Here is a 24,851-nt window from a genome sequence, read left to right on the forward strand (position 1 = left end):
ATGGATCAGTCGAAGACGCCCGTACTCGACGCTCTGGCCGCCTACCACGCCACCGGCCAGACGCCGTTCACCCCGCCGGGACACAAGCAGGGGCGGGGCGCGGACCCCCGCGTCCGCGCCGTCCTCGGCGACGCCGTGTTCCACTCGGACATCCTGGCCACCAGCGGTCTGGACGACCGCACCTCCTCCCACGGGATCATCGAGGAGGCCCAGGCCCTCATGGCCGAGGCTGTCGGCGCCGACCACGCCTTCTTCTCCACCTGCGGCAGCTCGCTGTCCGTGAAGTCCGCCATGCTGTCGGTCGCCGGCCCCCACGAGAAGCTCGTGGTCGGACGCGACGCGCACAAGTCGGTGGTCGCCGGGCTGATCCTGTCCGGAATCCGCCCCGTCTGGGTCGACCCGCAGTGGGACGCCGAACGCCACCTGGCCCACCCGCCGTCCCCCGAGGCCTTCGAGGAAGCACTGGCCGCGCACCCCGACGCACGCGGTGCGCTCGTCACGACCCCCACCCCGTACGGGACCTGCTCCGACCTGGCCGCCATCGCCGAGGTCTGCCACCGCCGCCGCGTCCCCCTCATCGTCGACGAGGCGTGGGGCGCCCACCTGCCCTTCCACCCCGACCTGCCCACCTGGGCGATGGACGCCGGCGCCGATGTGTGCGTCACCTCCGTGCACAAGATGGGCTCCGGACTCGAACAGAGCTCGGTGTTCCACCTCCAGGGCGACCTGGTGGCCCCCGAGGTCCTCAAGAGCCGCGAGGACCTGCTCGGTACGACCAGCCCCTCCGTCCTGGTGTACGCGGCCCTCGACGGCTGGCGGCGCCAGATGGTCGAACACGGCAAGGCCCTCTACGACGACGCCCTCGCCCTCAGCGGCCGGGTCCGCGACCGGATCTCCCGCATCGACGGCATGCACGTCCACGACCGCGCCGACTTCTGCGGCCCCGGCAAGGCCTCCGACCTGGACCCCCTCCAGATCATCATCGACATCAGCGCCTGGCAGGTCACCGGATACCGCGCCGCGGACTGGCTGCGCCGCAACCACCGCATCAACCTCCACGTCTCCGACCACCGCCGCATCAGCGCCCAGTTCAGCCACGCCGACGACGAGAGCACCGCCGACACCCTGATCACCGCCCTCTCCGACCTCGCCGCCCACGCGCCCCGACTGCGCACCGGCCAGCCCGTGTCCATCCCCTCGCCGTCCGAACTCCGCCTGGAGCAGGCGGTGCTGCCCCGGGACGCGTTCTTCGGCCGGACCGAGCAAGTGCCCTGGGACCGGGCCGCGGGCCGCATCGCCGCCGAGATGCTCACCCCCTACCCGCCCGGCATCCCCGCCGCGCTCCCCGGGGAACGCCTGACCTCCGACGTCCTGCGCTACCTGCGCACCGGCGTCGAGGCCGGCATGGTCGTGCCCGATGCCGTGGACACCGAGGCGAAGAGCGTCAGGGTCCTGCACGAGGAAGCCTGACGCTGCTGCCCGCACGGGAAACCGTTTGATGGGCCTCCGCGACCGCTGCTATCTTTCCGCCAGGCCGTGGAAGAAAACGAGGAGGTGGTACCCGTGAACGCAGTATCGACATGGGTGCTCTCCTCCGGGGTCACGGTCGGGCGAAGGATCGTCCGGGAGCGCCGTTCCTGACGCTCCCGAAAGGCACGACCGTGCACTTCACCTCCGAACGACGCCTCGACGACGACGTCCTCGAGCGCACCTTCACCCTCGGCGACATCCCCGGCATCCTCTGGACGCCGGCATCCGCGTCCGCCTCGGCGCCGGTGCCGCTGATCCTGCTCGGCCACCCCCCGCTCGGACTGGACCGGATGTACCCCCGGCTTGCCGCCCGGGCCCGCCGCGCCGCCTCCGACGGCTTCGCCGCCGCCACCATCGAGCTGCCCGGCAGCGGCGACCGGCCCCGTTGGCCCGCCATCGAGCAGGCCCGCGCGGACCTGCGCCGGGCCGTGGCGGCCGGCGGGCCGGTCGGCGACGAGATCGTCGACGCCCTCGTCCTGCCGCTCGTCGACCGGGCCGTCCCGGAATGGCGGACCGCCCTGGACGCCCTCCTGGAACTCCCCGGGATCGGCGGCCCGGTCGGCTACTCGGGCGGAGTGATCTCCATCGGTGTCCGCCTCGCGGTCGTCGAACCGCGCATCGCCGCGGCCGGGCTCTTCGCCGGGAGCTTCGTGCCCCGCGCCGTGTTCGAAGAGGCCCGGCGGGTCACCATCCCGCTCCACGTCCTGCTGCAATGGGACGACGAGGGCAACGAGCGGCAGGCGGCCCTGGACCTGTTCGACGCCTTCGGCTCCGAGGAGAAGTCCCTCCACGCCAACATGGGCGGGCACACCGGCGTCCCGCAGTTCGCGGCGGACGACGCGGCCCGCTTCTTCGCCCGGCACCTGAAGTGACGCCGGCCCGTCGCTGTCGGCGGGCCTGACCACCGGGGCCGCAGCCGTCGTCCCCGCCTTCGTGGTGAAGCCGGCCACCACCCGGAATGGGTACCCCGCCCCCTGGGGGGAGACGCTTCACGCGCTCCCGCCCCGGGGGCGGGGCCGCTGTGCCATGCTGGCTCACGCTCACGTGACGGGTGTTCACGCGGGCGGCCAGGGGCAGGGCGTCTCACGGGGGTGTGGCATGCAGCCGTTGACCGCGACCGATCCGCGCCGGGTGGGCGCGTACCGGCTGCTGTACCGGCTCGGGGAGGGCGGCATGGGCCGCGTCTACCTCGGCCGGTCGCCGGGCGGCCGGACGGTCGCCCTCAAGGTGGTGCACGGGACGATCGCCGGCGATCCGGACTTCCGCCGGCGCTTCGCCCGCGAGGTCAGGGCCGCCCAGTCGCTCCGCGGCGCCGGAACGGTTCCCGTCCTGGACGCCGACCCGGACGCCGAGGTGCCCTGGCTCGCCACGGCGTACGTACCGGGACCCGCGCTCTCCGACGCCGTCATCGGCCACGGGCCGCTGCCCCAGGAGACCCTGTGGCGGCTCCTCTCGGGGCTCGCGACCGCCCTGACGGGGGTGCACGGGGCGGGCCTGGTGCACCGGGACGTCAAACCGTCCAACGTGCTGCTCTCCCCGTCGGGGCCCCTGCTCATCGACTTCGGCATCGCCCGCTCCGCCGACGAGACGGCGCTGACCGGCACCGGCCTGGTGGTGGGCTCGCCCGGCTACATGTCACCGGAGCAGGCGGAGGGCCGGACCGTCGGCCCGGCGGCGGACGTGTTCGCCCTGGGAGCGGTACTGGCCTTCGCGGCGACCGGCCGCGGCCCGTTCGGCGGCGGATCGGTGGCCGAACTGCTGTACCGGCTCGTGCACCACGAACCGGACCTCGACGGGCTCGGGGGCCGCTTCGGGGAACTGACCCGGCACTGCCTGGCCAAGCGGCCCGAGGACCGCCCGACGGTCACGGAGCTCGCCGCCGCGACCGCGGAGCGGGCGGGCACGGGTCCCTGGCTTCCGGCGCCGGTGGTCGCCGCCATCGCGCAGAAGGCGGAGGGACTGCTCAACGCGGAGGCGGAGGAGCCGGAGCGGCACCCCGCAGGGCAGCAGGCACCCGGACCGGACGCACCGACCACCACCTCGCCCACCGCGCCCGCCGCAGCCGCCGCGCCCGCCCCCTCGCCCACGGCGGTCCTTCCCGGCCGGGCCCCGGCCGTCCCGGGCCGCGCCCGTGCCGCGTCGTCGCCCGAGGCCTCGGCCTCCCGGCGGGCGGACGCCGTCAACGCCCTGACCACGGGGCTCGGCCGGCCCCTCTACGGCCTGTTCTTCCTGCTCCCGGTCCTCACCCTCCTCATCGGAGGGTTCGACCTGCTGGACCGCGCGGCCCGGTACCCGTCCGAGTCGGAGCGGGAGAGCGCCGCGCACCACTGGGCCGTGAACGACGACTGGTGGCGCTTCCCCGTGGCGCTCCTCCTCTTCGCCGCGATGGTCTGGCTCCACGTCTACCGCAAACGGCTGCTGACGGTGCCGCCCGGCAGGGTCCGGCTGTGGTCGGCGGGGATCGGCCTGTACTGGATCGCCCTGGTCGCGGGCACGGCCCTGCACCTGACCTGGTTCATGATCGTGGAGGAGGACATGCCCTACGAGGCCGGCGGCCATCCCCTCCTGTGGGTGGCCGTGCCGGTAATCCTCGTCGGGGCGGTGGCCTCACCCGTGCTGCTGATCGGATCGGTGCTCCGGATCGTCAGGGCCTGAACCGAGCGGGCAGCTCGTGAGCGGGTCCTGCCCGGGGGCGGGGAACGGCAGCGTACGGCTGGCCGGCGGCGGCACCCCGCGCCCGAGCCAGGCCTCCAGGGCGGTCAGGGCGGAGCGGTGGCAGGGAGTCAGGGGACGGAGCCTGTCGGGGAAGACGTCGGACAGCGAGTCCACGTGCGTTCCTCCCTCGACCCGGTAGTAGCGCAGGAGGCGGCCGCGGCCCGCGTCGGCGACCATGCGCGCGTAGACGTCCGAGTCCTGGCTGATGGGCAGCAGGACGTCCAGCGTGCCGTGGAGCGTGATGAGGGGCTTGCCGATCCGGCCCGTCAGCGCGATCTTCGCCACGGCGTCGTGGACGCCGCGCGGCCGCGCGCCGTAGTCGTAGTCCGCGTCGCAGGCGGGGGTGCCCGGCGTGCAGAACGGGGTTCCCGCCTCCTGCGCGCCGTCGTATCCGGGGTCCAGCTCTTCGCGGTAGATGCGCTGCGTCAGGTCCCAGTAGTACCGGTGGTGGAAGGGCCACAGGAACTCGGAGCCGGCCGGGTACCCGGCCGCGATCATCTCCTGACGGGCCTGGTCCGCGCCCGCGCCCCCCGCGGCGTAGCGGGGGTAGGCGGCGAGGGCCGGCGGCAGGAAGGTGAGCAGGTTCGGCCCCTGCTCCCGCCAGAGGGTGCCTTCCCAGTCCACGCCGCCGTCGTACAGCTCGGGATGGTTCTCCAGCTGCCAGCGCACCAGGTAGCCGCCGTTGGACATCCCGGTGGCCAGGGTGCGGGACGGCGGCCGCAGGTAGCGCTGGGCGACGACGGCACGGGCCGCGCGGCTCAGCTGGGTGACCCGCGCGTTCCACTCGGCGATGGCGTCCCCGGGCGCCCGTCCGTCGCGGTGGAAGGCGGTGCCCGTGTTGCCCTTGTCGGTGGCGGCGAAGGCGTAACCGCGGGCCAGGACCCAGTCGCCGATGGCCCGGTCGTTGGCGTACTGCGCGCGCACGCCCGGGGAACCGGTGACGACCAGGCCGCCGTTCCAGTGGTCCGGCAGGCGGATCACGAACTGCGAGTCGTGGTTCCAGCCGTGGTGGGCGTTGCCGGTCGAGGAGTCCGGGAAGTAGCCGTCGATCTGGATCCCCGGGACACCGCTCGGCACGCTCAGCGCGGCCGGAGTCAGACCGGCCCAGTCGGCCTGGTCCGTGTGCCCCGACGCCACGGTCCCGGCGGTCGTCAGCTCGTCCAGGCAGGAACGGACGTGGAGTTCGGCCCCGGGCACCCTCAGCCGTGACAGGCCGGCACAGTGTCCGTCCGCCGTGACCGGTCCGCCGTGGTGCTCGGCGGCGGCGGGCGCCGCGGCGAGGGCGACGAGCGTGGCCGCCGCGGCGGCGGCGCCGCGCAGCATGCCGAGCCGCGGCCGTCGTATCGGCGGTGCTGAAGGGTGCACGGGTACCTCCGCTGGAGCGTGTCTTCGGCCGGGTCAGGGGCAGGCGCCGTCGGCGACGACGTAGTAGCCGGGCGGCGCCTCCTTCAGGGTGTGCGTGGTGAAGGTGTTGTAGAGGCCCAGGTCCTGGTTCGAGCCCTTCGCGTACGCGTGGGCGCCGTCCGTGGTGGCGCGGCCCGCCTGGACCTGCCGGTAGTTGTCCGCCGTCCAGCACCTCGGCGACGCGCCCGTGGTGGTGGCGTCGACCCCGGCCGAGCGGGCTCCCTCGGTGCCGGCGCCGTCACGGGCCGCCACGCCGTAGGTGTGGGTGGTTCCCGGGCCCAGACCCGTGTCGGTGTACGGGGATCCGGTGGGTGTCGCGATCCGGTCACCGTCGCGGTACACCGCGTAGGACGCCGCCCCGCCGACGCCGTCCCAGGCCAGGGTGACCGAGGTGTCGGTGGCAGCGGTCACGGTCAGCCCGCCCGGGGCGGGCAGGCCGGCGGGCGGTGGGGCGGAGCCGTCCAGGCCGAAGAAGCCGGTGATCCAGTGGCTGGAGCAGATCGAGCGGATGAAGTGGGCCGTCCCCGTGGCGCCGCACTGCCGGGGGCCGGTTCCCGGGTCCACCGGTGTGCCGTGCCCGATGGCGGGCACCCGGTCCACCTCGACGGCGACGCTCCCGTCGGCCGCCAGGTACTGCTCGCGGTGCGTGTCGTCCGGGCCGATGGTGTCCGTGCGGTCGGGGGTCTGTCCCAGGCCGTGGACGGCGGTCCACTGGTCCCGCAGTTCGTCGGCGTTGCGCGGGACGACGGTGGTGTCCCGCTCCCCGTGCCAGACGGCCACCCTCGGCCAGGGTCCGCCGTAGCCGGGATAGGCGTCCTTGACCCTGCCGGCCCAGGCGGCCGGGGTCCGGTCCACGCCGGGATTCATGCACGTGTAGGCCGCGGTGACGGTGTCGGCGCAGCCGTAGGGGATGCCCGCGACGACGGCGCCGGCCGCGAACACCTCGGGGTAGGCGGCGAGCATGACGGAGGTCATGGCGCCGCCCGCGGACAGCCCGGTGACGTAGACGCGGGCCGGGTCGGTCCCGTGGTCGGCGGCCGCCCGCGCGACCATCTGCCGGATCGACGCGGCCTCGCCCTGCCCGCGGCGGTTGTCACCGGGTGCGAAGAAGTTGAAGCACTGGTTGGCGTTGTTGGCGGACGTGGTCTCGGGGAACACGAGCAGGAACCCGTACCGGTCGGCGTACTCGGTCAGCCCGGAGTTGTCGGCGTAGACCTGGGCGCTCTGCGTACAGCCGTGCAGGGCCACCACCACCGCCGCGTTCCGGGGCAGGCCGGCGGGGCGGTGGACGTACATGTTCAGCGCGCCCGGGTTGGGCCCGAACTCCCCGACCCTCTCCAGCGATACGGCGGCCCGGGCACCGGCGCCGGGGGCACCGAGTGCCGCCCCGGCCACGAGCGCCACCACCACGGCCCCCCGGCGGACTGCGCGCCGCCACCGGCCCCCGGCCCGATCCGCCCGTCCTCCGTACGCCATGACGGCGGCCCCCTCCCCTGCCCGCCCCGGAACCGGCCGCCCGCGCAGCCGAACGCCTCGCCGAGGTCCCCGCAACGCTAGGAGCCGCTCCCCCCTCCCGAGAATGGTGCCGCCCCCCACACCCGTCGAACCCCCGTGTACCCGCAGCCCGTTGCCGCGGCACAGCCCTCCTGCTACCGCCGTCCGCGGCTGCCGGGCCGCTCAAGCCGGCCGACCCGTACAGCGGCGGTCAGCGGCGGTCAGTGGTGCAGGTCGATCGTGAAGCGCCGTACGCCCGTGCCGATGGTGTCGGCGTGGATCGAGCCGCGCGCCCGGTCGAACTCCCCGGTGCCGCCGGTGACCGCGTTGTCGAAGGAAGGGGGAGGGCCCGGGTTGAGGATGCCGAAGAGCATCCCCTGCGCGGAGATCTGGCCGCCGGGGAGGGTGTACGTCACGACGCACTCCTCCGCGCCCCCGTTCTCGACCCGGGTGGTGGTGCAGGTACCGCCGGTCTCGCCGACCTCCTTGTCGTTCCGGTCGAAGAGGACCGACCGGAAGACGGTCCGGTCGCCCTGCGCGGGCGCGCCACCGGGGTTGACCGGGAAGCGCGTCTGCTGCGCCAGCCGGCCGGTCAGCGTGATGACGCGGTCCTTGCCCTGGCCGTGGTCGGAATCGGTGACCGTCGCGGCGCCCGCGGCGGTGGCGCTCCGTCAGGCGCGCGCACCGGTCCGGGTGTCCTCGTCCACGCGGTCCGGCAGCCCGAAGAGCGGGAACAGGCGCTCGGTGTCGCGGTAGGCGGTGATGCCGGTGATCCGGTCCTCGGAGAATTCGAGGACCTGCAGGGCCCAGGGAAGGTAGCCGTCGCCGTCCGCGTCGGGCCGGTACTGGCCGAAGGCGGGGGAGCCGTTCGCGGTGGTCGGGACCAGGCGCGAGCCCCGGCAGCCGATCGCCGGACCTTCGAGCCAGGCCCGGATGTCGCGGGCCCCCCGCATCCATGTCGCGTACGGGGGCAGGCACAGCGTGGCGTCGACGTGGAGGAGCATGTTCAGCTCCTCCATGTCGTAGCGCGCGAACGCCCCGGCATACCGGTCGGCCAGCAGCCGGCGGACCCCGTCGTCGCCGTCGCCGCCGGGCCCGGAGGCCGGCCCGTCCGTGCTCCCGCGGCGCAGGGCCAGGGTGGCGCGGGCCCGCTGCAGGGCGCTGTTGGCCGAGGCGACGGTGGAACCGTGCAGGTCGGCGACTTCACGGGCCGTGAAGCCCAGCACGTCCCGCAGGATCAGCGTGGCCCGCTGCCTGGGCGGCAGGTGCTGCAACGTGGCGACGAACGCCAGCCGGACGGACTCGCCCGATGCCGCGGCGGCCTCGGGATCGCCGCCCGGGCAGGGCTCCACCCACAGGACGGAGTCCTGCGCGGGGGAGGGCGCCGCACCGCCCTCGCTCGGGCCGGACAGATCCATCGGCAGCGCCCGCCGCCTGCCCGAGGCGACGGCGTCCAGGCAGACGTTGGTGGCGATGCGGTACACCCAGGTCCTCAGCGCGGAGCGGCCCTCGAAGCGGTCGATGCTCCGCCACGCCCGGACCAGCGTCTCCTGTACGGCGTCCTCGGCCTCGGCGTACGAGCCGAGCATCCGGTAGCAGTACCCGGTGAGCTCCCCTCTGAACTCCTCAAGCCCCTCCATCACCGCGCCGCCCGCCGCGACGTCCCCCATACCGCACTCCTTGAGACAGGAAGTTCCAGGCCACCGGCCCCGAGCCCCACTGTAACCGCGCCGGTCGGCGGGCTCCGGTGACGCCCGCCCGCACCGCCTCCGGTACTCCGGGAAGCGGCGCGGAGGGACGGCTACTTCGGGGTGATCGTCACCTGGTACGTGGTGCCGGCCCGCCCGCGGGTGGTCACGCCGACGGTCTGGCCGCGGCCCTCCCACCCGGCGTTCCCGCCCCGCACCGTGACGCGGTAGCCGTTCGGGTAGGTGTCCTCGGGCACGGTGATCTGCGTGGGTCCCCCGGCGTTGCCGCGGGTGCGGAAGGTGAGGGTGTAGGTGCGCGTGGCGGGGTCGTACGCGAAGCCGAGCGGGTCGCCCGCCACGGCCCGCGCGTACGGCTGGACGAGCAGCCGGGCGCTGGGCTTCACCGCTCCCGTTCCGTCGAGGAAGCAGTAGCCGCCGCCCCGGCACCACTGCCACCACGTCCAGCCGCTGGAGAAGCGGTCCAGGGCGGCCGTCATGTCGGTGACGAACCGGCTCGCGTGCGGGACGTAGGGGTTGCCGCCCCATTCCCCGACGATCACCGGCATGCGGTTGCGGGCCGGGTAGTCGCCGATCGCGGCCTCGTAGGCGGCGACGAAGGTGCCGCTGGGGTCGTAGTCGGCGCCGGTTTCCATCCCGGTCTCGTAGAAGTGCGGCGCGTACCCGGCGTGCGGGTCGTCGATGTGCCCCAGCCGGGTGGGGACGCCGAGACCGACGATCACGGTGGGCTCGACGAACACCCACGACGTCCGGTCGACCAGACGGACCGCCCGCGCCAGGCGGTTCCACATCTCGGTGAGCTCGCCGGCCTCGAAGCGGCCGGCGGCGGCGGGGAGGTCGTCTCCTTCGAGGAACTTCGCGAACGGCTCGTTCATCAGGTCGTAGCCGAGCAGCGCCGGATGCCCGCCCAGCGCGGAGGCGACCGTCATCCACATGCGGGCGTGCGCGGTGCGGAGGTCGGCGTCCTTGTACAGGTGGTCGAAGGCGGTCTGTACGGACGGCTCGAAGTACTCGGAGAACCAGTCGTCGGGTACCGGCGTGAACGGCAGCCCCTCGTCGCGGGTGGCCCAGTCGGGAACGCCGCGGGAGCCGAAGTGAGGCCCGTACACGTCCTGGTGGGCGTCGAGGACGACCTTGACGTGGTAGCGGTCGGCCCAGTCGAGGATGCGGCGCATTTTGGCGAGATAGCCGCGGTCGTAGCGCCCGGGGGCGGGTTCGAGGTCGTCCCAGAAGAACGCCAGGCGCGCGAGGTTGAAACCCCGGGCGGCCATGTCCCGCAGATCGCTCTCGTGGATGTCGGCGAACGCGTCGGCGCCCCGGCCTCCCTTGTCGGCGAGGTTGAAGCCGCGCCACTGCAACGCGCGTCCCTGTCCGTCCGTGACGAAGGTGCGGCCGCCCACCGTGACACGGTCCGGGACGGGGCCGGGACGGGCCTGGGCCTGCGCGGGCAGGACGCCGAGCAGCAGGGCCGCCACGGCGACGGCGACGGGGGCGACGGGGGCGAAGCGGGAGGTCCGGCGCATGCGGGAGACCCTTTCGAGGGCGGCTTCTCGGACGGCGTGCCACTGGCCGGACGGATGTTACTGAGGAGTGACCCAAGTTCCCATCCCCACGCGTCAGTTGCCGCCCCACGCCCTGGCCCGCCCGGGCCCGCCCGCCCGGCCCCCGCCGGCCCCGTCAGTTCTTGCGGGACAGCGGTTCCCCGGCGAAGGTCACACCCGCCAGGCCGTGGGCCATGAGGTTGCGGATGTTGCCGTGGTCGCTGTCGTCCGGCGTCGCCAGCACGCTGCGGTAGTGCTCACCGAAGGCCAGCAGTGCCTCCTGGTCGCTCAGTCCTTCCAGCAGGGCCAGTCCCAGCGTCTTGCAGGAACCCTCGTTCTCGCCCGCGCCGTTCTCCAGCGCCCCGTTGCGGAACGCCTGCGGCCGGTACTCGTAGTGCGCGGCGATGAAGGCCAAGGTGTCCGCGAACTCGTGCTCACCCGACGCAAGGCTCGCCCGGAGCGGGTTCAGATCAGTCATGTCGGTTCCCCTGGGTTGGACGGACGGCCGACTGCCGTCCGGGACCGGACGACACTACCCCCCGGAAGCCGACCGTCGGGAATCCCGCCACATGCCGGAACGGGCGGCATCCGCGCAGGTCACGGCGGGTCGCCCGGTCGGGGCTGCTCCTGCCGGCCGCCCCGTGGGCCACGGCTGCGGTCTCAGTCCGTGTCGAGGCCGTCGACGAGGCGGTTGAGGAACCGCGTGAAGGTGGCTTCGGGGTCGAGGGGGCGCCCGGGGGCGCGGAGGGCTTCGGCGAGTTCGGGGTGGTTGCCGTCCGCCGCGACGTCGGCGAGGTAGCGGGCTTCGGCTGCGGCCTGGTCCGGGGACTGCGCGGCCGCCGCCTGGGTGATCTCGTGGGCGACGTGCCCGGCCACGAAGGCGGTGAGCTGGGCGAAGACCTCCACCTTCGCGGCGCCGTCGAGCCCGGTGGGCCGCAGGGCGGCGAGCGCGTGTTCCAGGAAGGCCAGGGTGTGGGGTCCGAGGCTGCGGCGCGTGGCCAGCGCGGCCGGGAGCCAGGGGTGGCGCAGCATGTGGGCGCGCTGGAGGCGGGCGATGGCCTTGAGGTCGGCGCGCCAGTCCCCGGTGGGCGGACGGGTGACCGCCAGTTCGCCGCCGACGTGGTCGACCATCAGGTGCAGCAGCGTGTCCTTGTCGGGGGCGTAGCTGTAGAGCGACATGACGCCGGCGCCGACTTCGGCAGCCACCCGCCGCATGGTGACGGCCTCGAGGCCTTCCCGGTCGGCCAGGGCGACGGCCGCGGCGGTGATCGTCTCGCGGCTGTAGGCGGGTTTGCGGCCCCTGCGCGGCCCGCCCGTGTCCAGCCAGAGCTCTCGCGGGTCCATGGCCGCGGCGCCGGTGCCGGTCCCCTCTGCGCGAGGCATGCTGCGCGCTCCCTCCGTGATCACGCCGGTTGACACGTGACAGTCAAGCATGATCTCTTATTCTCGTACAGTGTACGGAAATGAAAGAGGGGGGCCGATGACCTCACGCACGCACCGCCCGTCATCCCAGCGGACCTGGACGCCGCCGGCCGGGAAGCCGCCGCTGTCGTCGCGCATGATGAGGGCCACCTGGCGCGGCCTGCCGGCCAGGCGGTACGAGGCCGGCTGGGAGCCCGGTCTGGCCGTACCCGCAGCCGACGGCAGCCCCCTCGTCACGGACCACTACTTCCCGCGCGCCGAGGGGGACTTCCCCACCCTCCTCGTCCGTTCGCCCTACGGCAGGGGAGTGCCGTGGTCGCCCATGTTCGGCCTGCTCTTCGCCGAACAGGGCTTCCACGTCGTCGTGCAGAGCTGCCGGGGCACCGGCGGCTCCGGCGGCGCCTTCCACCTCTGGCGCAACGAGACCGCCGACGCCCTGGCCACGGTCTCCTGGCTCCGCGGACAGCCCTGGTTCGACGGATCCCTCGGCACCATCGGCCCCAGCTACCTCGGCTACGTCCAATGGGCCCTCGCCGTGGACCCGCCGCCCGAGCTCAAGGCGATGGTGGTCCAGGTGGGGCTGCACGACCCCCACGCCCTGCTCCACGGCAACGGCGCGCTGCACCTGGAGAACGCCCTCGTCGTCGCGCTGGGCATGACCCACCAGCACCGGGGCATGGCGTCCTTCGTGAAGGCGACCCTGCGCCTGCAGCGCCGCCTGCGCGGCGTCACCCACGCGCAGCCCCTGCTCGGCGCGCACGCGACCGCCCTGGGCGGCGAGGTGCCCTGGCTGGACGAGGCGATGGCGCACCCGGACGGCGCGGACCCGTACTGGCGGGGCGCGTCCCTGGCCCAAGTGGCGCAGCGCCACGAGGTGCCCACGAGCGTCATCACCGGCTGGCACGACGTCCTGGCCGACCAGAGCATCGCCCAGTACGAACGGCTGCGCCGGGCGGGCTGCGACACCGCCCTCCTCGTCGGCCCCTGGACCCACACCACCGCCTTCCAGCAGGGGTGGCCCGCGGTCTTCGCCGAAAGCCTCGCCTGGCTGCGCGCCCACCTGTGCGGCGACCCCTCGGGCCTGCGCCCCACCAGGGTCCGCGTGCACGTCGGCGGCGACGACACCTGGCGCGACCTCGACGACTGGCCCCAGGCCGCCGCCGGCGCGCCCTGGTACCCCGCTCCCGGCGGACACCTCACCCGGCAGCCGCCCACGGACGACGCGCCCCTGGTCACCTTCCGCTACGACCCGGCCGACCCCACCCCCTCCCTCGGCGGGCAGCTCCTCTCCCGCACCGCCGGTGCGCGCGACAACGCCCCCGTGGAGGCCCGGGACGACGTCCTGACGTTCACCAGCGCGCCCCTGACCGAGCCGGTGGAGATCCTGGGCCCGGTCTCCGCACGACTGAGCGTCTCCACCGACACCGGGTACACCGACGTCTTCAGCCGCCTGTGCGACGTGGACGAGCAGGGCCGCTCCACCAACGTCTGCGACGGGCTGACCCCGGTGCGCGCCGTCGCGGGCACCGCCACTCGGGTGGCGGTGCCGATGAGCTCCACCGCCCACCGCTTCGCCGCGGGCCACCGCATCCGGTGGCAGATCAGCGCGGGCGCCCACCCGCGCTACGCCCGCAACCCGGGCACCGGCCGGTCCCCGGTGGACGCCACGACGTTCACTCCGGTACGGATCACGCTCCACGCGGGGTCGGCGCTGTTCTGCGGCGACGCCGCCGTTTCCCCCGACCGGGGCTGAAGGGCGCGGGCGGACGCCGCCGTGCCGGAAGCCGGGGGCCGCTCACGCCAGGTGGGCGCCGATCAGTTCCGCCCAGGTGCGGATGAAGGACGGATAGCCGACGGCGAACTCGTCGAGGGCCTCGGCCGCCGCCGGAGTGAGCGGGGTCATGTCGTAGGTGACCGTCACCTCGCTCCCGGCCCCGTCAGGGGCGAGACCCACGGTGACCGTCCCGGCGCGCACGCCGGGGGTGATCCGGGCGTACGAGACCGTCCGCGGGAAGTCGCGGGCGGTGACCAGCCAGGTCGTCTCCTCTTCGGGCGACGAGGTGAGCCAGACGGTTCCCGGTGCGGTGTCGTCGGGCGTCTCCACCGGGAAGACCGGTTCCCAGCCGGGCACCCAGTCCCTCTCGCCCCGGGCGGTGAACAGCCGGAAGGCCGTTTCGGGCGGAAGCGGGACGTGCAGCGTGGCGCTCAGGACGCGGCGGTTCATCTCTCCTCGATCCCGCCCGGCCCGGGCGGGGCCGACATCCGCCCCGCCCGCCGGACACCGGCCAGCGTACGGCCCGCCCGGGTCAGGCCGTACGCCGTCGTCGCCCAGTGGGGTGAATGACTTCCCGGGGCCCCTGAGCGACCACGGGAGCGGGCGGTTCAGGATGGTATGTCCTGGCTACACTCCGCCCCCATGTCCCTATGGCTGCTCAACCACTTCAGTACCTCCACGCTGGCCGTCGTCGCCGTCGGGGGAACGGTTCTCCTGGCCGTCGCGGGCAGTGTGCTGCTGCGCCGCAGACATCCGTCCCTGGCCGCCGGCGAACACAACGACATGGTCGGTGTGACGCTGGGGATGTTCGGCGCCATCTACGGGATCATCCTCGCGTTCGTGATCGTCACCCTGTGGACGCAGCTGGAGGACACCCAGACCATCGTCGCCTCCGAAGCCACCAGCGCGGCGCTCATCAGCCGTGACGCCGCCGCCTTCCCGGACCCGGTGCGAGCCCGCCTCGACGCGGCCGTCAGCGGTTACGTCCACGCCGTCGTCGAGGACCAATGGCCGCGGATGCGCGACGGCCACCCCAGCTACGGGGCCACGGAAGCCCATCTGCAGTCCGCGTTCCGCGTGGTCCAGACGTACGAACCGAAGGGCCAGACGGAGCAGGTCTTCTACGAGCAGATCGTCGGCCACCTCAACGACGTCGCCTCCCAGCGCCGGGCCCGCCTCACCATGGCGCGCCGGGAACTGCCGCCGCTGCTCCAGGCCCTGGCCTTCGGCGGTGCGGTGGTCCTGATCCCGCTCACCTTCCTCTACGGTCTGCGCAAGCTGCGGGTGCAGGTGCTCTTCGTCGCCTCGGTCGCCGGACTGGTCGGGTTCAGCCTGCTCCTGGTCTTCGTCCTGGACCGCCCCTTCTCCGGCGACCTCAGCGTCAGCCCCGCTCCGTACCGGGAAGGGGCCCTCGCCCGGTACTGGACCCCCTGACCGGTGCGGCGGGGGACCGTCAGATGCGGCCCCCGGTCAGGCGGGAGATCGGCCCGCGCTGCCGCAGCCCCGTGCGGTGGCCGAGGGCGTACGCCCCGGCCGCCAGGGCGGCGGTGCCCGTGGCCGCCGCCGCGGTGACGGCCTTGCGCGCCCGTACGGCCTGCCACACCGGGGCGAGGGCGCCGAGGCTGCCCCGCAGGGCGATGGCCGCGGCCTGCGTCTTCTCGGCCAGCGGCGCGGGCAGGGCCGTCAGGGTGCCGCTGACGGTCTCTCCGGCGTCCGCCGCGCGTACGGCGGCGGCGGTCCCCCCGCCGGAGGAGGAACCGCGCGAGGAGGAGCCGCGGGAGGAGGAACGGGACCGGGCGGTGCCGGTCTTGGCCTGGTCGGACTTCTCTGATGCAGTCATGTCATGCGTGTGGCCGCTCTCCGGCTTTTCATGCCGGATCGCTCAAAGAAGTGTGCCGAGCGGCCCGAGGTCGATGTTGAGATCCTCCGGCTCCAGCCCGAAGCGGCTGCGCAGGAGGTCCATCCGGTCCTCCAGGAGCATCAGGGTCCGGCCGAGCCGTTCCTCCTGCTCCTCGTCGAGGTCTCCGACCTCGACCCGCCGCAGCGCCTGCCGTTCCATGAGCTGCCGCAGCAGCTCGACGACGGTCAGCACCAGGCGGGCCAGGTCGCGTTCCACGGTGTCGGGGTCGAGGTCGACCCGGCGGGGCGCGCTCACGGTTCCACCTGCTTCCACGGCGAGGGCACGGTGTCGTTGACGGAGCTGACGAGGGCCTTGAGGTCGACACGGACCAGGTCGATTCCCGCGATGCCCAGGGTGATGTCGCCGGCCAGGACCACACCGCCGGCCAGGAGCCGGTCCAGGAGGTCCACCAGGGCGATCTCCGTGCCCTCGCTCACCGCCGCTCTCCCGGCTCGTCCCCGAGGCGGGTGAAGGAGTAGGGCACCCACGGACCGGTGAGCTCCACGCGCATCCCGCCGCCGAGCTCGGCGGCGGTGGGGACCCCTTCCAGGAACCGGGCCCGCGCGGTCCGGTGGACGAGGTACGCGGCGTTGAGGACGTTGGCGTCGGACGTACCGGACAGCTCAGGGCGCTGCGCGGGGTGCAGTACCGTCCCGGCGGACCGGGCGGCCAGGCGGTCGTGGATCTCCCGGGCGGCCGTGGCCGCCGCGCCGATGCGCTCCTGCTGCCGGCGGCGCTCACCCAGACGCCGCCGCAGGTAGTCCCGGCCCGGCCGCTCCGCCTCCGACGGCCCGCCCGCGCCGGTCTCCCCGCCGGGGGGCGCGGCGCCCGCCTCCCCGCCGGGGGCCGCAGCGTCGGCCTCCCCGTCGCGGACCGCGGCGCCGGGCCGGGCCCCGGCCCCGGCCGCGTACAGCTTCACGCCCCACTCCTCCGTGCCGTCCAGCCGCTCCAGGGCCGCCAGGAGGCGGTCGCGGCCGTCTCGGAGCAGTCCGCGCACCCCCTCTTCGCCGCGGCAGACGGTCGCCAGCCGCAACGGCACCGCCGTACGGGCGTCCCCGGCGGCGGCCACCACCCGGTGGTGGGCCCGGGCGAGCCACGACAGCCAGGACAGGTCCTCCAGGCGCCGGCGCAGCGCCTCCTCCTCGAACAGCGCCGCGTCCACCGGCTCCACCACCGCCGCCAGCACCCCGTCCCCGAGCACGGTGGGCCCCGGGCCGCCCGCCCCATCCACACCAGTGAGGTCGGGGGCGCCGGCGCACGCGTCGAGGACGGCGTACACGTACAGAAGCCGGGCTCCGCTCATGTCCGCTCCTGACGCTGTTCGAGCTCCGCGACCCGCCGCCGCAGCTCCTCGTTCTCGCGGCCGAGTTCGTTGCGGCGCGCCGTCGAGGAGAGGGCCGGGTCCTGTTCCCACCAGTCGATGCCCATCTCCTTGGCCCGCTCCACGGAGGCGACCACGAGACGCAGCTTGATGGTCAGCAGCTCGATGTCGAGGAGGTTGATGCGGATGTCGCCGGCGATGACCACGCCCTTGTCGAGGACCCGCTCCAGGATGTCGGCGAGGTTGGCGCCGGAGCCCTCGTCGTACGGCCGGGCAAGGCCGGAAGGGGGCATCGTCATGACCGCCCTCCCGCCCGGCGCGCCGCCGTCCGTTTCCCGCGCACGCCCGTTCGCTGCCCGTCGTCCGGGCCCCGGTCCGCTCCGGCGGTGCCGTCGGCGGACGGAGTACGGAAGGCGAGGCCGTGGGCGTACGCCCGCAGGGACGAGCGGACGCGCCGCGCCGGCCCGCCCCACAGCCGCGCCGCCCGCGCCGGCCCTCCCCGGGGCGGGAACTCGGCGACCAGCAGGACCCGCGTCAGGTCCTCGCCGACCCGGTGGAAGGTCGCCGCCCCGCGGACGGTGCCCCGGTCGCCCTCGCGCGCCCAGACGACGCGTACGCCGGGAACCTCCTCGACGACGCGGGCTCCGGCGACGGGGGAGCCGCGATGCCCCATCCAGTGGCCGTAGGCGCCGGCGGCGTCCGTCCCGACGTCCACGGACCCGAGGACGACGGTGGGCGCGGGCCCGTCCCCCCGGTCGCCGCCCGGCCGCAGCCGTTGCCGCAGCCGCCGGCGCACGGCGGGTCCGGCCCGGCCCGCGGCGTACCCGGCGGCGCTCTCCAGCGCGGCACGGACCGGGCCCTTGCCCGCCGCGTACCGGCGGCCCGCGTCCCCGACGACCGCCTCCAGCCCGGGGCTGCGCCCCGAGGCGACGGCGTCGAGGGCCGCGGCCAGCCGGCCCAGTCCGCGGCCGGTACCGGCCAGGAGGCGCTCGGCCTCCGCCAGCAGGCAGGCCTCCAGCTCCTCCTTCACCCGCTCGGCGGCCGGGCTCTCGCCGAGCCTGGCGAGGGCGGAGTCAGCCATCGTCGCCCCCCGTGCCGGACGCGCCGGCCCGGGTGCCACCGCGGCGCCGCCCGCCGCCCCCACCGGACCCGGACGAGCCCTTCCGAGCCGGCGCGCCCTTGCCGCCGGCCTCCCGCCGACGGGCGGTCCCACGCGCGGATCCCGACGGGGCGGAGTCCGAGGACCCGGAGTCCGAGGGGCCGGAGTCGGACGGGTCGGAGTCCGTCCCGTCGCCGGCTCCGGTCAGCGTCGCCAGCCGGTCCCGGACCGTCTCCGTACGGTCGTGGAGGCGGCCGGCGAGGACCTCCAGCTGCCGGTCCACCAGGGAGGCGACCGCGGCGGAGCCGACTCCCCGCAGGTCCGCGCGCAGCTGCTCGCGGACCTCCTTGAACTGTGGACGGTCCATGAGCCGGGTCCCCACCACCGAGGCCAGCGCCTCCATGTCGGGCCTCAGTTTCCTGCCCGCCACCAGCGCCCCCACGGTCAGGGCGAACCGGGCCTTCTTCGTCCGGCCCAGCAGGTAGCCGGCGCCAACGGCCAGGCCCATCGCCGTACGGTTGTTCATCGCGGTTGCCTCCCGCTCGCGAGTCGGGCCAGGAGCTCGTCCTCCCGGCGGTCGAATTCCGCCTCGTCCATCTCACCGGCCTCCAGCGCGGCCACCAGGGCGGCCAGTTCGCGCTGCACCACGGCCGGGTCGTAGTACTGCCGCTCGGCCTGGGCCACCACCTGCTCCAGCACCCACCAGGTGCCGCGCAGGGGAGCGGCGGGCAGCAGCAGGACCTCCCCGAGGAGCCCCACCGTCAGTCCACTTCCGAGAAGCTGTACGCCGGCAACGGCCCGGTCACCTGCACACGCAGACGGTCGTACCGCTCGTGGAGGCCGCGTACCGCCTCCAGGAACGCCTCACGGTGCTCCCGGCCCACCAGGAAGGACAGGTTGGCCAGCCAGCCCGTCCCCTCCGGCCCGTGCCGCAGGGCGCAGACGTAGGGCCGCAACGCCTCCTCCACCAGCGCCGCGTCGGCCCGCTCGCGCGCCGCCACCGCACCCGCGACCTTCTCGCCGAACGCCAGCTTCTGCTCGTGCGTGCCGCCCCCCGCCTCGCGGAGGGCCTGGTGCTGGGCGCGCAGCTGGGCGTCGGCACCGACCACGGAGGCCAGGACCGCCTCCTCGTCGTGGGAGGCCTTGACGTTGAACTCGTCCTTGCCCTCCAGCTCGGAGAGCCGTTCCAGATACTGTTCCTGACGGCCCGTGAGGACAGCGGTGACGGTGTCGTCGTCGGGGGAGACGCCGCCGAACCGCAACGGCAGGACCGGACCGCTGCCGCCCGCCTCGATCACCACCCGCTGGTGGGCCAGCAGGTCGCGACGTTTCGGCCTCAGTTCCGCGGGCGCGTCGCTGACCAGCGCCACCAGCTTTCCTCCGCGTACCGCTCGTACGGGCAGGGGTGGTTCCCCGATGCCCGCCAGACTGTCGGGCAGGTCCTGTCCGGCGCGGGCGATGCCGTAGACGTAGGTGCTCATTCCTTCTCCTCCCGGCGGGTGGCGGTGCGCCGGCCCCGGGGCCGGCTCTCGGTCTCCTCGTCCTTCCCGGACTCGTCCCGGGCCTGCGTGAACGCGTCCGCGATCGTCTGGGCGGCGCCGCTGAGGGCGCCCTTGGTCTTGCCGCGCGCCCCGGACTCGGTCACTTCGCCGACGAGGTCGGGCAGGCCGGGGCTCTTGCGCGGACCGGCCTCCAGGTCGAGGCGGTTGCACGCCTCGGCGAAGCGCAGGTAGGTGTCCACGCTCGCCACCACCACGCGCACGTCGATCTTGAGGATCTCGATGCCGACCAGGGAGACGCGCACGAAGGCGTCGATCACCAGGCCGCGGTCCAGGACCAGTTCGAGTACGTCGTAGAGACCGCTGGAGCCGCCGCCCGAGGCGGCCTGAGCGGGCTGGGCAGGAACGACAGTCATGATTTCCGGTTTCCCTCTCGTCTCAAGGACGGGGCAGGCGGGCCCGGCACGTTCAGCGGCGGTCCGCGCGGCCCCTCTCGTAGCGGCGGGTGCGCCGGTAGCCGACGAGTTCGCCGTCGGCGTCGACGGTGACCTCGTAGGAGGCCAGCAGGCTCATCGTTTCCGGCACCCGGGCCAGTTCCACGACCTCGACCGACAGGTGCCAGACACCGTCCTGGTCGCGTTCGCAGGAACTGACGGATTCGGCCGGCAGCGCCAGCAGAGCCGACAGCTGCTCCATCGCGGCCGCGATCACCGCGGCGGCTCGGGGTCGAGGCCCACTACCCGCCATGTCGTCTTCTCCCTCAGGGGTGTTGGCCATGACTTCCTCTGCCGCGTATGTCCCCGGGTCGCGCCCCCAAACAGGCGCGGGACCCGCCCCGGAGCCGGTCAGTCATGGCGGTGCCGGCCGTGGCGCGGGGGTTCGGCGGTCACCAGCAGGACCAGGGCGAGGCCGACGGGCAGCAGGAACAGGAGCATCACGGTCATGCCCGCGCGGGTGCCCCCGGAAGGGCTTTTGACACCGGCCCGGCCCCCGCAGACGAGCCTCTTGCCGCAACTGCTGTGCCATGACGATGCGTCGGTACCCTCGCCGGTCGCATCCGGGGAAGTCCCCGCCGGCCGCGATGACCTGGCCCTCCGGGTCCGTGCCGCCCGGCGCGGCGCCCGGTTCCCCCTCATGCCGCTCGGCGTGCTCATGCGGCGCGGAATCCTGGTCCCGGCCGCCTCACCTTCAGGACCGGTCCACTGGCCCGTCGGACCGCCCAGGCCTACGCCGCGACGGGGTTGCTTCTCCGTCCACACCGGTCAGCCGACCGAGGCATCGGTACCCCGCTCCGGCCGTACGTCCCCACCGGGATCGTCCTGGTCCGGATGACGAGCGCCCCCGCGCTCTGGCACCTGCGGCACGGGATGCCGCAGCCCGGCGGCCGCACCGACCTCCGGGGCCTGAGCCTCGACTCCGCCCCCCGGGACGACCCGGTTCATCGAGCGGCTCGCCGGAACGCCCTGGCCGTCGGCCTGCCGCTGCTGATGCCGGCCTGGGGTGGAGCCGGGCCCCGCCCTGCCGCTGCTCAGCCCGGGCCCCACGCCCCCGGAAGCCATGATTCCTGCGCCCCCGCGACCGCCCTCAACTCCGGTACGCGGCAGCGGCGATCCGGACGAACGCCGTCACCAGAGGGTTCGCGTCGTCCTGCTGCCAGGCCACCACCACCGGGCTCGGAGCCATGTCGGCGAGCGGCACCAGGGCCAGCCCCTCGGGCGGCGCGTGGCCGAGCGGGGCCAGGCCGACGGTTCCGTTCCACCGCACGGCCTCAAGGCACTCCTGCACCGCGCGGACCACCGGCCCCTCCCGGCGCTCCCCGGCGTGCCAGTAGGCCTGCCAGAGCGGATCCGTACCCGCCGGGAACCGGAACCAGCGCCGCCCGGCCAGCTCGGCCGGCTCCAGCCGCTCCCTCCCCGCCAGCGGGTCGTCCGCGCGCAGGACCACCCCCACGGGATCGGCGCGCAGCTCGCGCACCGTCAGGCCCGTTTCCGCGAACGGCCCGCGGGTCAGGGCGACGTCGACGAGCCCGGCCCGCAGCCCGCACGTCGGGTCCGCCAGACCGGTCTCGCGGACGCGCACCTCCACACCCGGATGGCGCCGCCGGAACGCCGCGGCCAGACGGCGGGCCCCCGAGTCGGCCCGGTCGGTCAGCATGCCCACGATGAGGGCCCCGGCGCCGGCCGCGCCGGCCACCCGCGCCCGCGCCCGCTCCACCCGCTCCAGCAGCGCCCGCGCCTCGTCCAGCAGCACCGCGCCAGCGGGCGTCAGTACGACACCGCCCGGCGAGCGGACCAGCAGGTCGGCCCCGACGTCCGCTTCGAGCCGCCGGATCGCCCGGCTCAACGGCGGCTGGCTCATGTGCAGCCGGGCCGCGGCCCGGCCGAAGTGGAGCTCCTCGGCGACGGAGACGAAATAGCGCAGCGTCCTCAACTCCATGACCGGCAACGATACCGAGGCGGTATCGGCGTTCTCCAGACGGTATTGGACGGCCCCCGAGCCTCCGCGCTGCAATCGGGACATGACACACCACTCACCGGCCGGGCACTCCGCAGCCGACCCCGCCGTGTCCGTCGTCCGTCCGTGCCAGGGCGAGACGATCGTCCTGGGCACCACGCGGATGCGCATCCTGGAGGACGGCGCCACCACCGGGCACCGCATCGGATTCGCGGAGTCCGTCCTCGCCCCGCACACCCCCGGACCGCCCCAGCACCGCCACGCCGAGCACGACGAGGGCTTCTACGTCCTCTCCGGCACCATCCGCTTCACCGTCGGCCACACCAGCCACGACGCCCCCGCCGGCACGCTCGTCGTGGTCCCGCCCGGCGCCCCGCACACCTTCGCGAACGTCACCGACCAGCCGGCCGTCATACTCAGCACCTTCACCCCCAGCCGGTACGCGCAGTACTTCCGGGACCTCCAGCGCGTCCTCGCCGACGGCAGCCCCCTGACCCCGGAGGTGAACGCCGCCGCCATGGCCCCCTACGCCACCCACCCCGCCCCCGAGTTCCCCTGACGTCTCCCCCCCCGCTCGACGACACCGGACACGGGTCCTCTCGGCCCGGCGGGGTCCCGCGGCCCGTTCAGCCGGCCGGCAGCGCGGCCGCCAGCCGCCCCAGCGCCGCCTTGACCCGGTCCGGCGTCACTCCCCGCGCGCGCTGCTGGAGGAACACCTCCGGTGCCAGCGGCGCGAGCAGACCGTCCACCAGCGCCTCCGGGTCCGCGACGCCGGCCTCGCGCAGCAGGCCGAGGACGTGGGCGCGCCAGAAGCCGTACGCCCCGATGGTGAAGCGCTTCTCACCGGTTTCGGCGCCCAGCACCAGATGGCCGTGGGTCTCCAGCAGGTCGACCATGGCGGCGTAGAACGCGGTGAGCCGATCGAGCGGCGGCGCGCCGGGGCCCAGGGGAGGAGCGCCGCGCAACAGCTCCTCCTGCAGCCGGCGTTCGTGCTCGTCCAGCAGTGCCGCGGCGATGGACGTGACGTCCGGGTAGCGGCGGTAGAGCGTGCCGCGGCCGATGCCGGCCGCCCGGGCGATGTCCTCCATCGTGACCGCCCGAGGATCGCCGGCGGCGAACATCTCGGCGGCGGCGGAGAGCACCTTGGCCCGGTTGCGGGCGGCGTCCGCGCGTTCCCTCGTCCCCATGGAGCCCCAGTCTACCGGAATAACCGGACGCCCTGTCCGGTTGACCCTCTCGTCCGGTATAACTGGACGCCTTGTCCGGTTGCTGTCCCGTCCGCTACCGAGGGGCCCCGTCATGACCACGCTGCCGCACCTCGACGCCGTCGCCGCCACCTGGCGCCCGTCCCACCCGCAAGGCACCTACCGGCGGGCCGACTCCCGGGCGGCGCACGACGCGTCCCGCACGGCCGGAGGGTCCCTGTGAACTGGCTCCTCCTGATCGCGGCCGGCCTGGTGGAGGTCGCCTGGTCGCAGAGCATCAAACCGACGGCCGGGTTCACCCGCCCGCTGCCCACGCTGCTCTGCTTCGCGCTCGCCGCCGTCGCCGTCTATCTGCTGTCCCTCGCGATGAAGGGCCTGCCGGTCGGCACGGCCTACGCCGTCTTCACCGGGATCGGCGCGGCCGGTGCCATCACCCTGGGCGCCGTGGTCCACAAGGACCCGGTGACTCCAGGCCGCCTCCTGGCCCTCGCCCTGATCATCGGCGGCGTGGCCCTGTCCCACGCGACCGCCCCGACCGAGTGAGGATCCGCCTCGACGTGGAACACCTCGTCCTCGGCCTCAGCGAGACGTTCCAGCCCCCCGGCGCCGCTCGCCGGACTCGGCCGGTCCACGTCGCCGCCTGGCCTACTCGCCTCGGTTCCCGAACACCGGATACCCCGGCAGCGGGGCCACCTCCCAGCCACCGGCCACCTGACGCGACAGGGCCCGCATCGTGCGCGCGAGGGCCGGGAACTCCTCCAGCCCGCTCGCCGCCTCCCAGCGATGCCTCAGCACCTGCCGTCTCGTCGGGGCCGGGCGCCGCGTCCGGTGGAGCGGGCCGTCCTCCGCGGTGCGGGGCAGCAGACGCACCGTCGCGTCCACGGTCCAGACGGCCGTGGCCGCACGCATGTCGGCCTGCCACACCTCCTCGTCGGCCAGTGCCGGGTACACGCCGACGACCTCCGCGCGATAGGCCTGCTCGACCGCCGCGGCCGTCCCGGCCGGCAGCTTGAAGACGCACCAGCAGCTGGAGAACGGCATCCGGCAGTACGCGGCCGTCAGGAAGACCGACTGGTAGCAGGCCGCCTCGAAGTCGATCAGCCGCAGCCCCTCGGGGGTGATCAGGCTGTTGTCCGGACAGGTGTCACCCGGGGTGAAGGCCGGATACTCCTCGCCGCCCGCTGTTCCGATCCGGGTCAACTCCTCGTCGAGGCCCGCCGGAGGGACGATCCCGGCGCCGTCGAGCAGCGCGGCCAGAGCGGCGGCGTTCCGCGCGATCCACGGCTCGTCCTCCCAGGACGGCATACCCCTGTCGTACCGGGACCACAGCCGCGCGAGATCGGCGCGCCGGTGCACCGACTCCGCGGCCAGCGCCCCGAGCCCCCGGGCCCAGGCCGCCAACCCGTCCCCAGCAACGGTCGGATCGTCCCCGAGCAGAACGTCCGCCAGCGTCGGCGCGTTCCCCAGATCGGCCATCACCAGCAACGGAACCCCGGGGTGCACGCCCAGGACCTCGGGACCGGCGATCCCGAGGGACAGCCCGGCGGCCTCGGCCGTGAAACAGCGCAGGGACTCCGGCTCGTTGCCGAACGCCTTGACGATCACACTGCCGCCGTCGGCCGTTCGGCAACGCAACACGGTGCTGCGGGAGCTGCCTCCCAGGTCGACCGCCCCGGACAGCCGAGTGTCCACCAGTTCGCCCGCCGCGCGCAGGATCGACTCCACGGCGGCATTCTGCCACCGCCGCCACCCCGGGGGCCCGTCGTCCGGTGTTCCAGCACCGACCG

General features: G+C 74.3%; 30 protein-coding genes. 8 read left to right on the forward strand and 22 right to left on the reverse strand.

What is annotated here, in order from left to right; translation table 11 throughout:
* The 3 genes from ACZ5NJ_RS21675 (at position 1) to ACZ5NJ_RS21685 (ending at position 4,185) form a co-directional block, all read left to right on the forward strand.
* The gene (locus ACZ5NJ_RS21675) at positions 1-1,470 is read left to right on the forward strand and encodes an aminotransferase class I/II-fold pyridoxal phosphate-dependent enzyme (protein WP_468766719.1); all 1,470 of its coding nucleotides are present in this window, start codon (positions 1-3) and stop codon (positions 1,468-1,470) included.
* Between the two features lie 191 nt (positions 1,471-1,661).
* Positions 1,662-2,402, forward strand: a complete 741-nt coding sequence (locus tag ACZ5NJ_RS21680; protein WP_468766720.1) for a dienelactone hydrolase family protein — start codon at positions 1,662-1,664, stop codon at positions 2,400-2,402.
* 226 nt (positions 2,403-2,628) lie between these two features.
* A complete protein-coding gene (locus tag ACZ5NJ_RS21685; protein WP_468766721.1) occupies positions 2,629-4,185 on the forward strand; it encodes a serine/threonine-protein kinase in 1,557 nt (518 codons plus the stop codon).
* Here the strand turns inward: ACZ5NJ_RS21685 and ACZ5NJ_RS21690 are convergent.
* From ACZ5NJ_RS21690 to ACZ5NJ_RS21720, 7 genes are all read right to left on the reverse strand, one after another.
* On the reverse strand, positions 4,138-5,568 hold the full coding sequence (locus ACZ5NJ_RS21690) for a 3-hydroxybutyrate oligomer hydrolase family protein (protein WP_468766827.1): 1,431 nt from the start codon (positions 5,566-5,568) through the stop codon (positions 4,138-4,140). The two genes, ACZ5NJ_RS21685 and ACZ5NJ_RS21690, sit on opposite strands and share 48 nt — an antisense overlap.
* Before the next feature lie 75 nt (positions 5,569-5,643).
* Positions 5,644-7,125, reverse strand: a complete 1,482-nt coding sequence (locus ACZ5NJ_RS21695) for an extracellular catalytic domain type 1 short-chain-length polyhydroxyalkanoate depolymerase (protein WP_468766722.1) — start codon at positions 7,123-7,125, stop codon at positions 5,644-5,646.
* Positions 7,126-7,364: 239 nt separating this feature from the next.
* The gene (locus ACZ5NJ_RS21700) at positions 7,365-7,745 is read right to left on the reverse strand and encodes an allene oxide cyclase barrel-like domain-containing protein (protein ID WP_468766828.1); all 381 of its coding nucleotides are present in this window, start codon (positions 7,743-7,745) and stop codon (positions 7,365-7,367) included.
* Between the two features lie 69 nt (positions 7,746-7,814).
* Positions 7,815-8,813 carry a sigma-70 family RNA polymerase sigma factor gene (locus tag ACZ5NJ_RS21705; RefSeq protein WP_468766723.1) on the reverse strand — a complete coding sequence of 333 codons (999 nt, stop codon included), beginning with the start codon at positions 8,811-8,813 and terminating at the stop codon, positions 7,815-7,817.
* A gap of 131 nt (positions 8,814-8,944) precedes the next feature.
* A complete protein-coding gene (locus ACZ5NJ_RS21710; RefSeq protein ID WP_468766724.1) occupies positions 8,945-10,372 on the reverse strand; it encodes a cellulase family glycosylhydrolase in 1,428 nt (475 codons plus the stop codon).
* 154 nt (positions 10,373-10,526) lie between these two features.
* On the reverse strand, positions 10,527-10,868 hold the full coding sequence (locus tag ACZ5NJ_RS21715; RefSeq protein ID WP_468766725.1) for a HopJ type III effector protein: 342 nt from the start codon (positions 10,866-10,868) through the stop codon (positions 10,527-10,529).
* Positions 10,869-11,050: 182 nt separating this feature from the next.
* Positions 11,051-11,773: a TetR/AcrR family transcriptional regulator gene (locus tag ACZ5NJ_RS21720; protein WP_468766727.1), complete on the reverse strand. Its 723-nt coding sequence runs from the start codon at positions 11,771-11,773 to the stop codon at positions 11,051-11,053.
* 97 nt (positions 11,774-11,870) lie between these two features.
* On the opposite strand from ACZ5NJ_RS21720, the gene ACZ5NJ_RS21725 reads away from it, so the two are divergent.
* Positions 11,871-13,565, forward strand: a complete 1,695-nt coding sequence (locus tag ACZ5NJ_RS21725; protein WP_468766728.1) for a CocE/NonD family hydrolase — start codon at positions 11,871-11,873, stop codon at positions 13,563-13,565.
* Between the two features lie 42 nt (positions 13,566-13,607).
* Here the strand turns inward: ACZ5NJ_RS21725 and ACZ5NJ_RS21730 are convergent, their stop codons facing one another.
* A complete protein-coding gene (locus ACZ5NJ_RS21730) occupies positions 13,608-14,036 on the reverse strand; it encodes an SRPBCC family protein (protein WP_468766729.1) in 429 nt (142 codons plus the stop codon).
* A gap of 192 nt (positions 14,037-14,228) precedes the next feature.
* On the opposite strand from ACZ5NJ_RS21730, the gene ACZ5NJ_RS21735 reads away from it, so the two are divergent.
* Positions 14,229-15,020 carry a bestrophin-like domain gene (locus tag ACZ5NJ_RS21735; RefSeq protein ID WP_468766730.1) on the forward strand — a complete coding sequence of 264 codons (792 nt, stop codon included), beginning with the start codon at positions 14,229-14,231 and terminating at the stop codon, positions 15,018-15,020.
* Between the two features lie 19 nt (positions 15,021-15,039).
* On the opposite strand, the gene ACZ5NJ_RS21740 is transcribed toward ACZ5NJ_RS21735, so the two are convergent.
* The 12 genes from ACZ5NJ_RS21740 to ACZ5NJ_RS21795 all read right to left on the reverse strand — a co-directional run bounded on the left by ACZ5NJ_RS21740 (position 15,040) and on the right by ACZ5NJ_RS21795 (position 21,841).
* A complete protein-coding gene (locus tag ACZ5NJ_RS21740) occupies positions 15,040-15,426 on the reverse strand; it encodes a hypothetical protein (RefSeq protein WP_468766731.1) in 387 nt (128 codons plus the stop codon).
* Between the two features lie 42 nt (positions 15,427-15,468).
* Positions 15,469-15,741, reverse strand: coding sequence for a gas vesicle protein K (locus ACZ5NJ_RS21745; protein WP_468766732.1), 273 nt, complete (start codon positions 15,739-15,741; stop codon positions 15,469-15,471).
* Positions 15,738-15,923: a gas vesicle protein gene (locus tag ACZ5NJ_RS21750; protein WP_468766733.1), complete on the reverse strand. Its 186-nt coding sequence runs from the start codon at positions 15,921-15,923 to the stop codon at positions 15,738-15,740. Before ACZ5NJ_RS21750 ends, ACZ5NJ_RS21745 begins: the two co-directional genes overlap by 4 nt.
* Positions 15,920-16,789, reverse strand: a complete 870-nt coding sequence (locus ACZ5NJ_RS21755; protein WP_468766734.1) for a GvpL/GvpF family gas vesicle protein — start codon at positions 16,787-16,789, stop codon at positions 15,920-15,922. The genes ACZ5NJ_RS21750 and ACZ5NJ_RS21755 overlap by 4 nt, the downstream gene beginning before the upstream one ends.
* Positions 16,786-17,106: a gas vesicle protein gene (locus ACZ5NJ_RS21760; protein WP_468766735.1), complete on the reverse strand. Its 321-nt coding sequence runs from the start codon at positions 17,104-17,106 to the stop codon at positions 16,786-16,788. The genes ACZ5NJ_RS21755 and ACZ5NJ_RS21760 overlap by 4 nt, the downstream gene beginning before the upstream one ends.
* Entirely contained in the window at positions 17,103-17,888 is a 786-nt protein-coding gene (locus tag ACZ5NJ_RS21765) for an SRPBCC family protein (protein ID WP_468766736.1), read from the reverse strand. The genes ACZ5NJ_RS21760 and ACZ5NJ_RS21765 overlap by 4 nt, the downstream gene beginning before the upstream one ends.
* Positions 17,881-18,432 (reverse strand): DNA primase, encoded by a 552-nt coding sequence (locus tag ACZ5NJ_RS21770; RefSeq protein WP_468766737.1) that lies wholly within the window; start codon positions 18,430-18,432, stop codon positions 17,881-17,883. Before ACZ5NJ_RS21770 ends, ACZ5NJ_RS21765 begins: the two co-directional genes overlap by 8 nt.
* Positions 18,429-18,665: a gas vesicle protein GvpG gene (locus ACZ5NJ_RS21775; RefSeq protein WP_468766739.1), complete on the reverse strand. Its 237-nt coding sequence runs from the start codon at positions 18,663-18,665 to the stop codon at positions 18,429-18,431. Before ACZ5NJ_RS21775 ends, ACZ5NJ_RS21770 begins: the two co-directional genes overlap by 4 nt.
* Positions 18,666-18,667: 2 nt before the next feature.
* Positions 18,668-19,387, reverse strand: a complete 720-nt coding sequence (locus tag ACZ5NJ_RS21780; protein WP_468766740.1) for a GvpL/GvpF family gas vesicle protein — start codon at positions 19,385-19,387, stop codon at positions 18,668-18,670.
* On the reverse strand, positions 19,384-19,821 hold the full coding sequence (locus tag ACZ5NJ_RS21785; protein WP_468766741.1) for a gas vesicle structural protein GvpA: 438 nt from the start codon (positions 19,819-19,821) through the stop codon (positions 19,384-19,386). Before ACZ5NJ_RS21785 ends, ACZ5NJ_RS21780 begins: the two co-directional genes overlap by 4 nt.
* Positions 19,822-19,873: 52 nt before the next feature.
* Positions 19,874-20,152, reverse strand: coding sequence for a gas vesicle protein GvpO (gvpO, locus tag ACZ5NJ_RS21790; RefSeq protein WP_468766742.1), 279 nt, complete (start codon positions 20,150-20,152; stop codon positions 19,874-19,876).
* A gap of 837 nt (positions 20,153-20,989) precedes the next feature.
* Positions 20,990-21,841, reverse strand: a complete 852-nt coding sequence (locus ACZ5NJ_RS21795; protein ID WP_468766743.1) for a LysR family transcriptional regulator — start codon at positions 21,839-21,841, stop codon at positions 20,990-20,992.
* A gap of 82 nt (positions 21,842-21,923) precedes the next feature.
* On the opposite strand from ACZ5NJ_RS21795, the gene ACZ5NJ_RS21800 reads away from it, so the two are divergent.
* Complete coding sequence (locus ACZ5NJ_RS21800) at positions 21,924-22,418, forward strand: cupin domain-containing protein (RefSeq protein ID WP_468766744.1); 495 nt, start codon at positions 21,924-21,926, stop codon at positions 22,416-22,418.
* A gap of 67 nt (positions 22,419-22,485) precedes the next feature.
* Here ACZ5NJ_RS21800 and ACZ5NJ_RS21805 read toward each other — a convergent pair whose 3' ends face one another.
* Entirely contained in the window at positions 22,486-23,046 is a 561-nt protein-coding gene (locus ACZ5NJ_RS21805) for a TetR/AcrR family transcriptional regulator (protein WP_468766745.1), read from the reverse strand.
* Positions 23,047-23,158: 112 nt separating this feature from the next.
* Between ACZ5NJ_RS21805 and ACZ5NJ_RS21810 the strand changes: the two genes are divergently transcribed.
* Positions 23,159-23,287, forward strand: coding sequence for a hypothetical protein (locus tag ACZ5NJ_RS21810; RefSeq protein ID WP_468766746.1), 129 nt, complete (start codon positions 23,159-23,161; stop codon positions 23,285-23,287).
* Positions 23,284-23,607, forward strand: a complete 324-nt coding sequence (locus tag ACZ5NJ_RS21815) for a DMT family transporter (protein ID WP_468766747.1) — start codon at positions 23,284-23,286, stop codon at positions 23,605-23,607. The genes ACZ5NJ_RS21810 and ACZ5NJ_RS21815 overlap by 4 nt, the downstream gene beginning before the upstream one ends.
* Before the next feature lie 102 nt (positions 23,608-23,709).
* Here the strand turns inward: ACZ5NJ_RS21815 and ACZ5NJ_RS21820 are convergent, their stop codons facing one another.
* Entirely contained in the window at positions 23,710-24,789 is a 1,080-nt protein-coding gene (locus ACZ5NJ_RS21820; RefSeq protein ID WP_468766748.1) for a hypothetical protein, read from the reverse strand.
* Between the last annotated feature and the right edge of the window lie 62 nt (positions 24,790-24,851).

It is taken from the genome of Streptomyces sp. NPDC032091, assembly GCF_055580265.1.

What these genes read in the sequence shown, in the direction of transcription:
- ACZ5NJ_RS21675 (WP_468766719.1), top strand. Translation starts at nt 1, where the DNA reads ATGGATCAGTCGAAGACGCCCGTACTCGACGCTCTGGCCGCCTACCAC.
- ACZ5NJ_RS21685 (WP_468766721.1), top strand. Translation starts at nt 2,629, where the DNA reads ATGCAGCCGTTGACCGCGACCGATCCGCGCCGGGTGGGCGCGTACCGG.
- ACZ5NJ_RS21690 (WP_468766827.1), bottom strand. Translation starts at nt 5,568, where the DNA reads ATGCTGCGCGGCGCCGCCGCCGCGGCGGCCACGCTCGTCGCCCTCGCC.
- ACZ5NJ_RS21695 (WP_468766722.1), bottom strand. Translation starts at nt 7,125, where the DNA reads ATGGCGTACGGAGGACGGGCGGATCGGGCCGGGGGCCGGTGGCGGCGC.
- ACZ5NJ_RS21705 (WP_468766723.1), bottom strand. Translation starts at nt 8,813, where the DNA reads ATGGGGGACGTCGCGGCGGGCGGCGCGGTGATGGAGGGGCTTGAGGAG.
- ACZ5NJ_RS21710 (WP_468766724.1), bottom strand. Translation starts at nt 10,372, where the DNA reads ATGCGCCGGACCTCCCGCTTCGCCCCCGTCGCCCCCGTCGCCGTCGCC.
- ACZ5NJ_RS21715 (WP_468766725.1), bottom strand. Translation starts at nt 10,868, where the DNA reads ATGACTGATCTGAACCCGCTCCGGGCGAGCCTTGCGTCGGGTGAGCAC.
- ACZ5NJ_RS21720 (WP_468766727.1), bottom strand. Translation starts at nt 11,773, where the DNA reads ATGCCTCGCGCAGAGGGGACCGGCACCGGCGCCGCGGCCATGGACCCG.
- ACZ5NJ_RS21725 (WP_468766728.1), top strand. Translation starts at nt 11,871, where the DNA reads ATGACCTCACGCACGCACCGCCCGTCATCCCAGCGGACCTGGACGCCG.
- ACZ5NJ_RS21730 (WP_468766729.1), bottom strand. Translation starts at nt 14,036, where the DNA reads ATGAACCGCCGCGTCCTGAGCGCCACGCTGCACGTCCCGCTTCCGCCC.
- ACZ5NJ_RS21735 (WP_468766730.1), top strand. Translation starts at nt 14,229, where the DNA reads ATGTCCCTATGGCTGCTCAACCACTTCAGTACCTCCACGCTGGCCGTC.
- ACZ5NJ_RS21740 (WP_468766731.1), bottom strand. Translation starts at nt 15,426, where the DNA reads ATGACTGCATCAGAGAAGTCCGACCAGGCCAAGACCGGCACCGCCCGG.
- ACZ5NJ_RS21755 (WP_468766734.1), bottom strand. Translation starts at nt 16,789, where the DNA reads ATGAGCGGAGCCCGGCTTCTGTACGTGTACGCCGTCCTCGACGCGTGC.
- ACZ5NJ_RS21760 (WP_468766735.1), bottom strand. Translation starts at nt 17,106, where the DNA reads ATGACGATGCCCCCTTCCGGCCTTGCCCGGCCGTACGACGAGGGCTCC.
- ACZ5NJ_RS21765 (WP_468766736.1), bottom strand. Translation starts at nt 17,888, where the DNA reads ATGGCTGACTCCGCCCTCGCCAGGCTCGGCGAGAGCCCGGCCGCCGAG.
- ACZ5NJ_RS21770 (WP_468766737.1), bottom strand. Translation starts at nt 18,432, where the DNA reads ATGAACAACCGTACGGCGATGGGCCTGGCCGTTGGCGCCGGCTACCTG.
- ACZ5NJ_RS21780 (WP_468766740.1), bottom strand. Translation starts at nt 19,387, where the DNA reads ATGAGCACCTACGTCTACGGCATCGCCCGCGCCGGACAGGACCTGCCC.
- ACZ5NJ_RS21785 (WP_468766741.1), bottom strand. Translation starts at nt 19,821, where the DNA reads ATGACTGTCGTTCCTGCCCAGCCCGCTCAGGCCGCCTCGGGCGGCGGC.
- gvpO (WP_468766742.1), bottom strand. Translation starts at nt 20,152, where the DNA reads ATGGCGGGTAGTGGGCCTCGACCCCGAGCCGCCGCGGTGATCGCGGCC.
- ACZ5NJ_RS21795 (WP_468766743.1), bottom strand. Translation starts at nt 21,841, where the DNA reads ATGGAGTTGAGGACGCTGCGCTATTTCGTCTCCGTCGCCGAGGAGCTC.
- ACZ5NJ_RS21800 (WP_468766744.1), top strand. Translation starts at nt 21,924, where the DNA reads ATGACACACCACTCACCGGCCGGGCACTCCGCAGCCGACCCCGCCGTG.
- ACZ5NJ_RS21805 (WP_468766745.1), bottom strand. Translation starts at nt 23,046, where the DNA reads ATGGGGACGAGGGAACGCGCGGACGCCGCCCGCAACCGGGCCAAGGTG.
- ACZ5NJ_RS21810 (WP_468766746.1), top strand. Translation starts at nt 23,159, where the DNA reads ATGACCACGCTGCCGCACCTCGACGCCGTCGCCGCCACCTGGCGCCCG.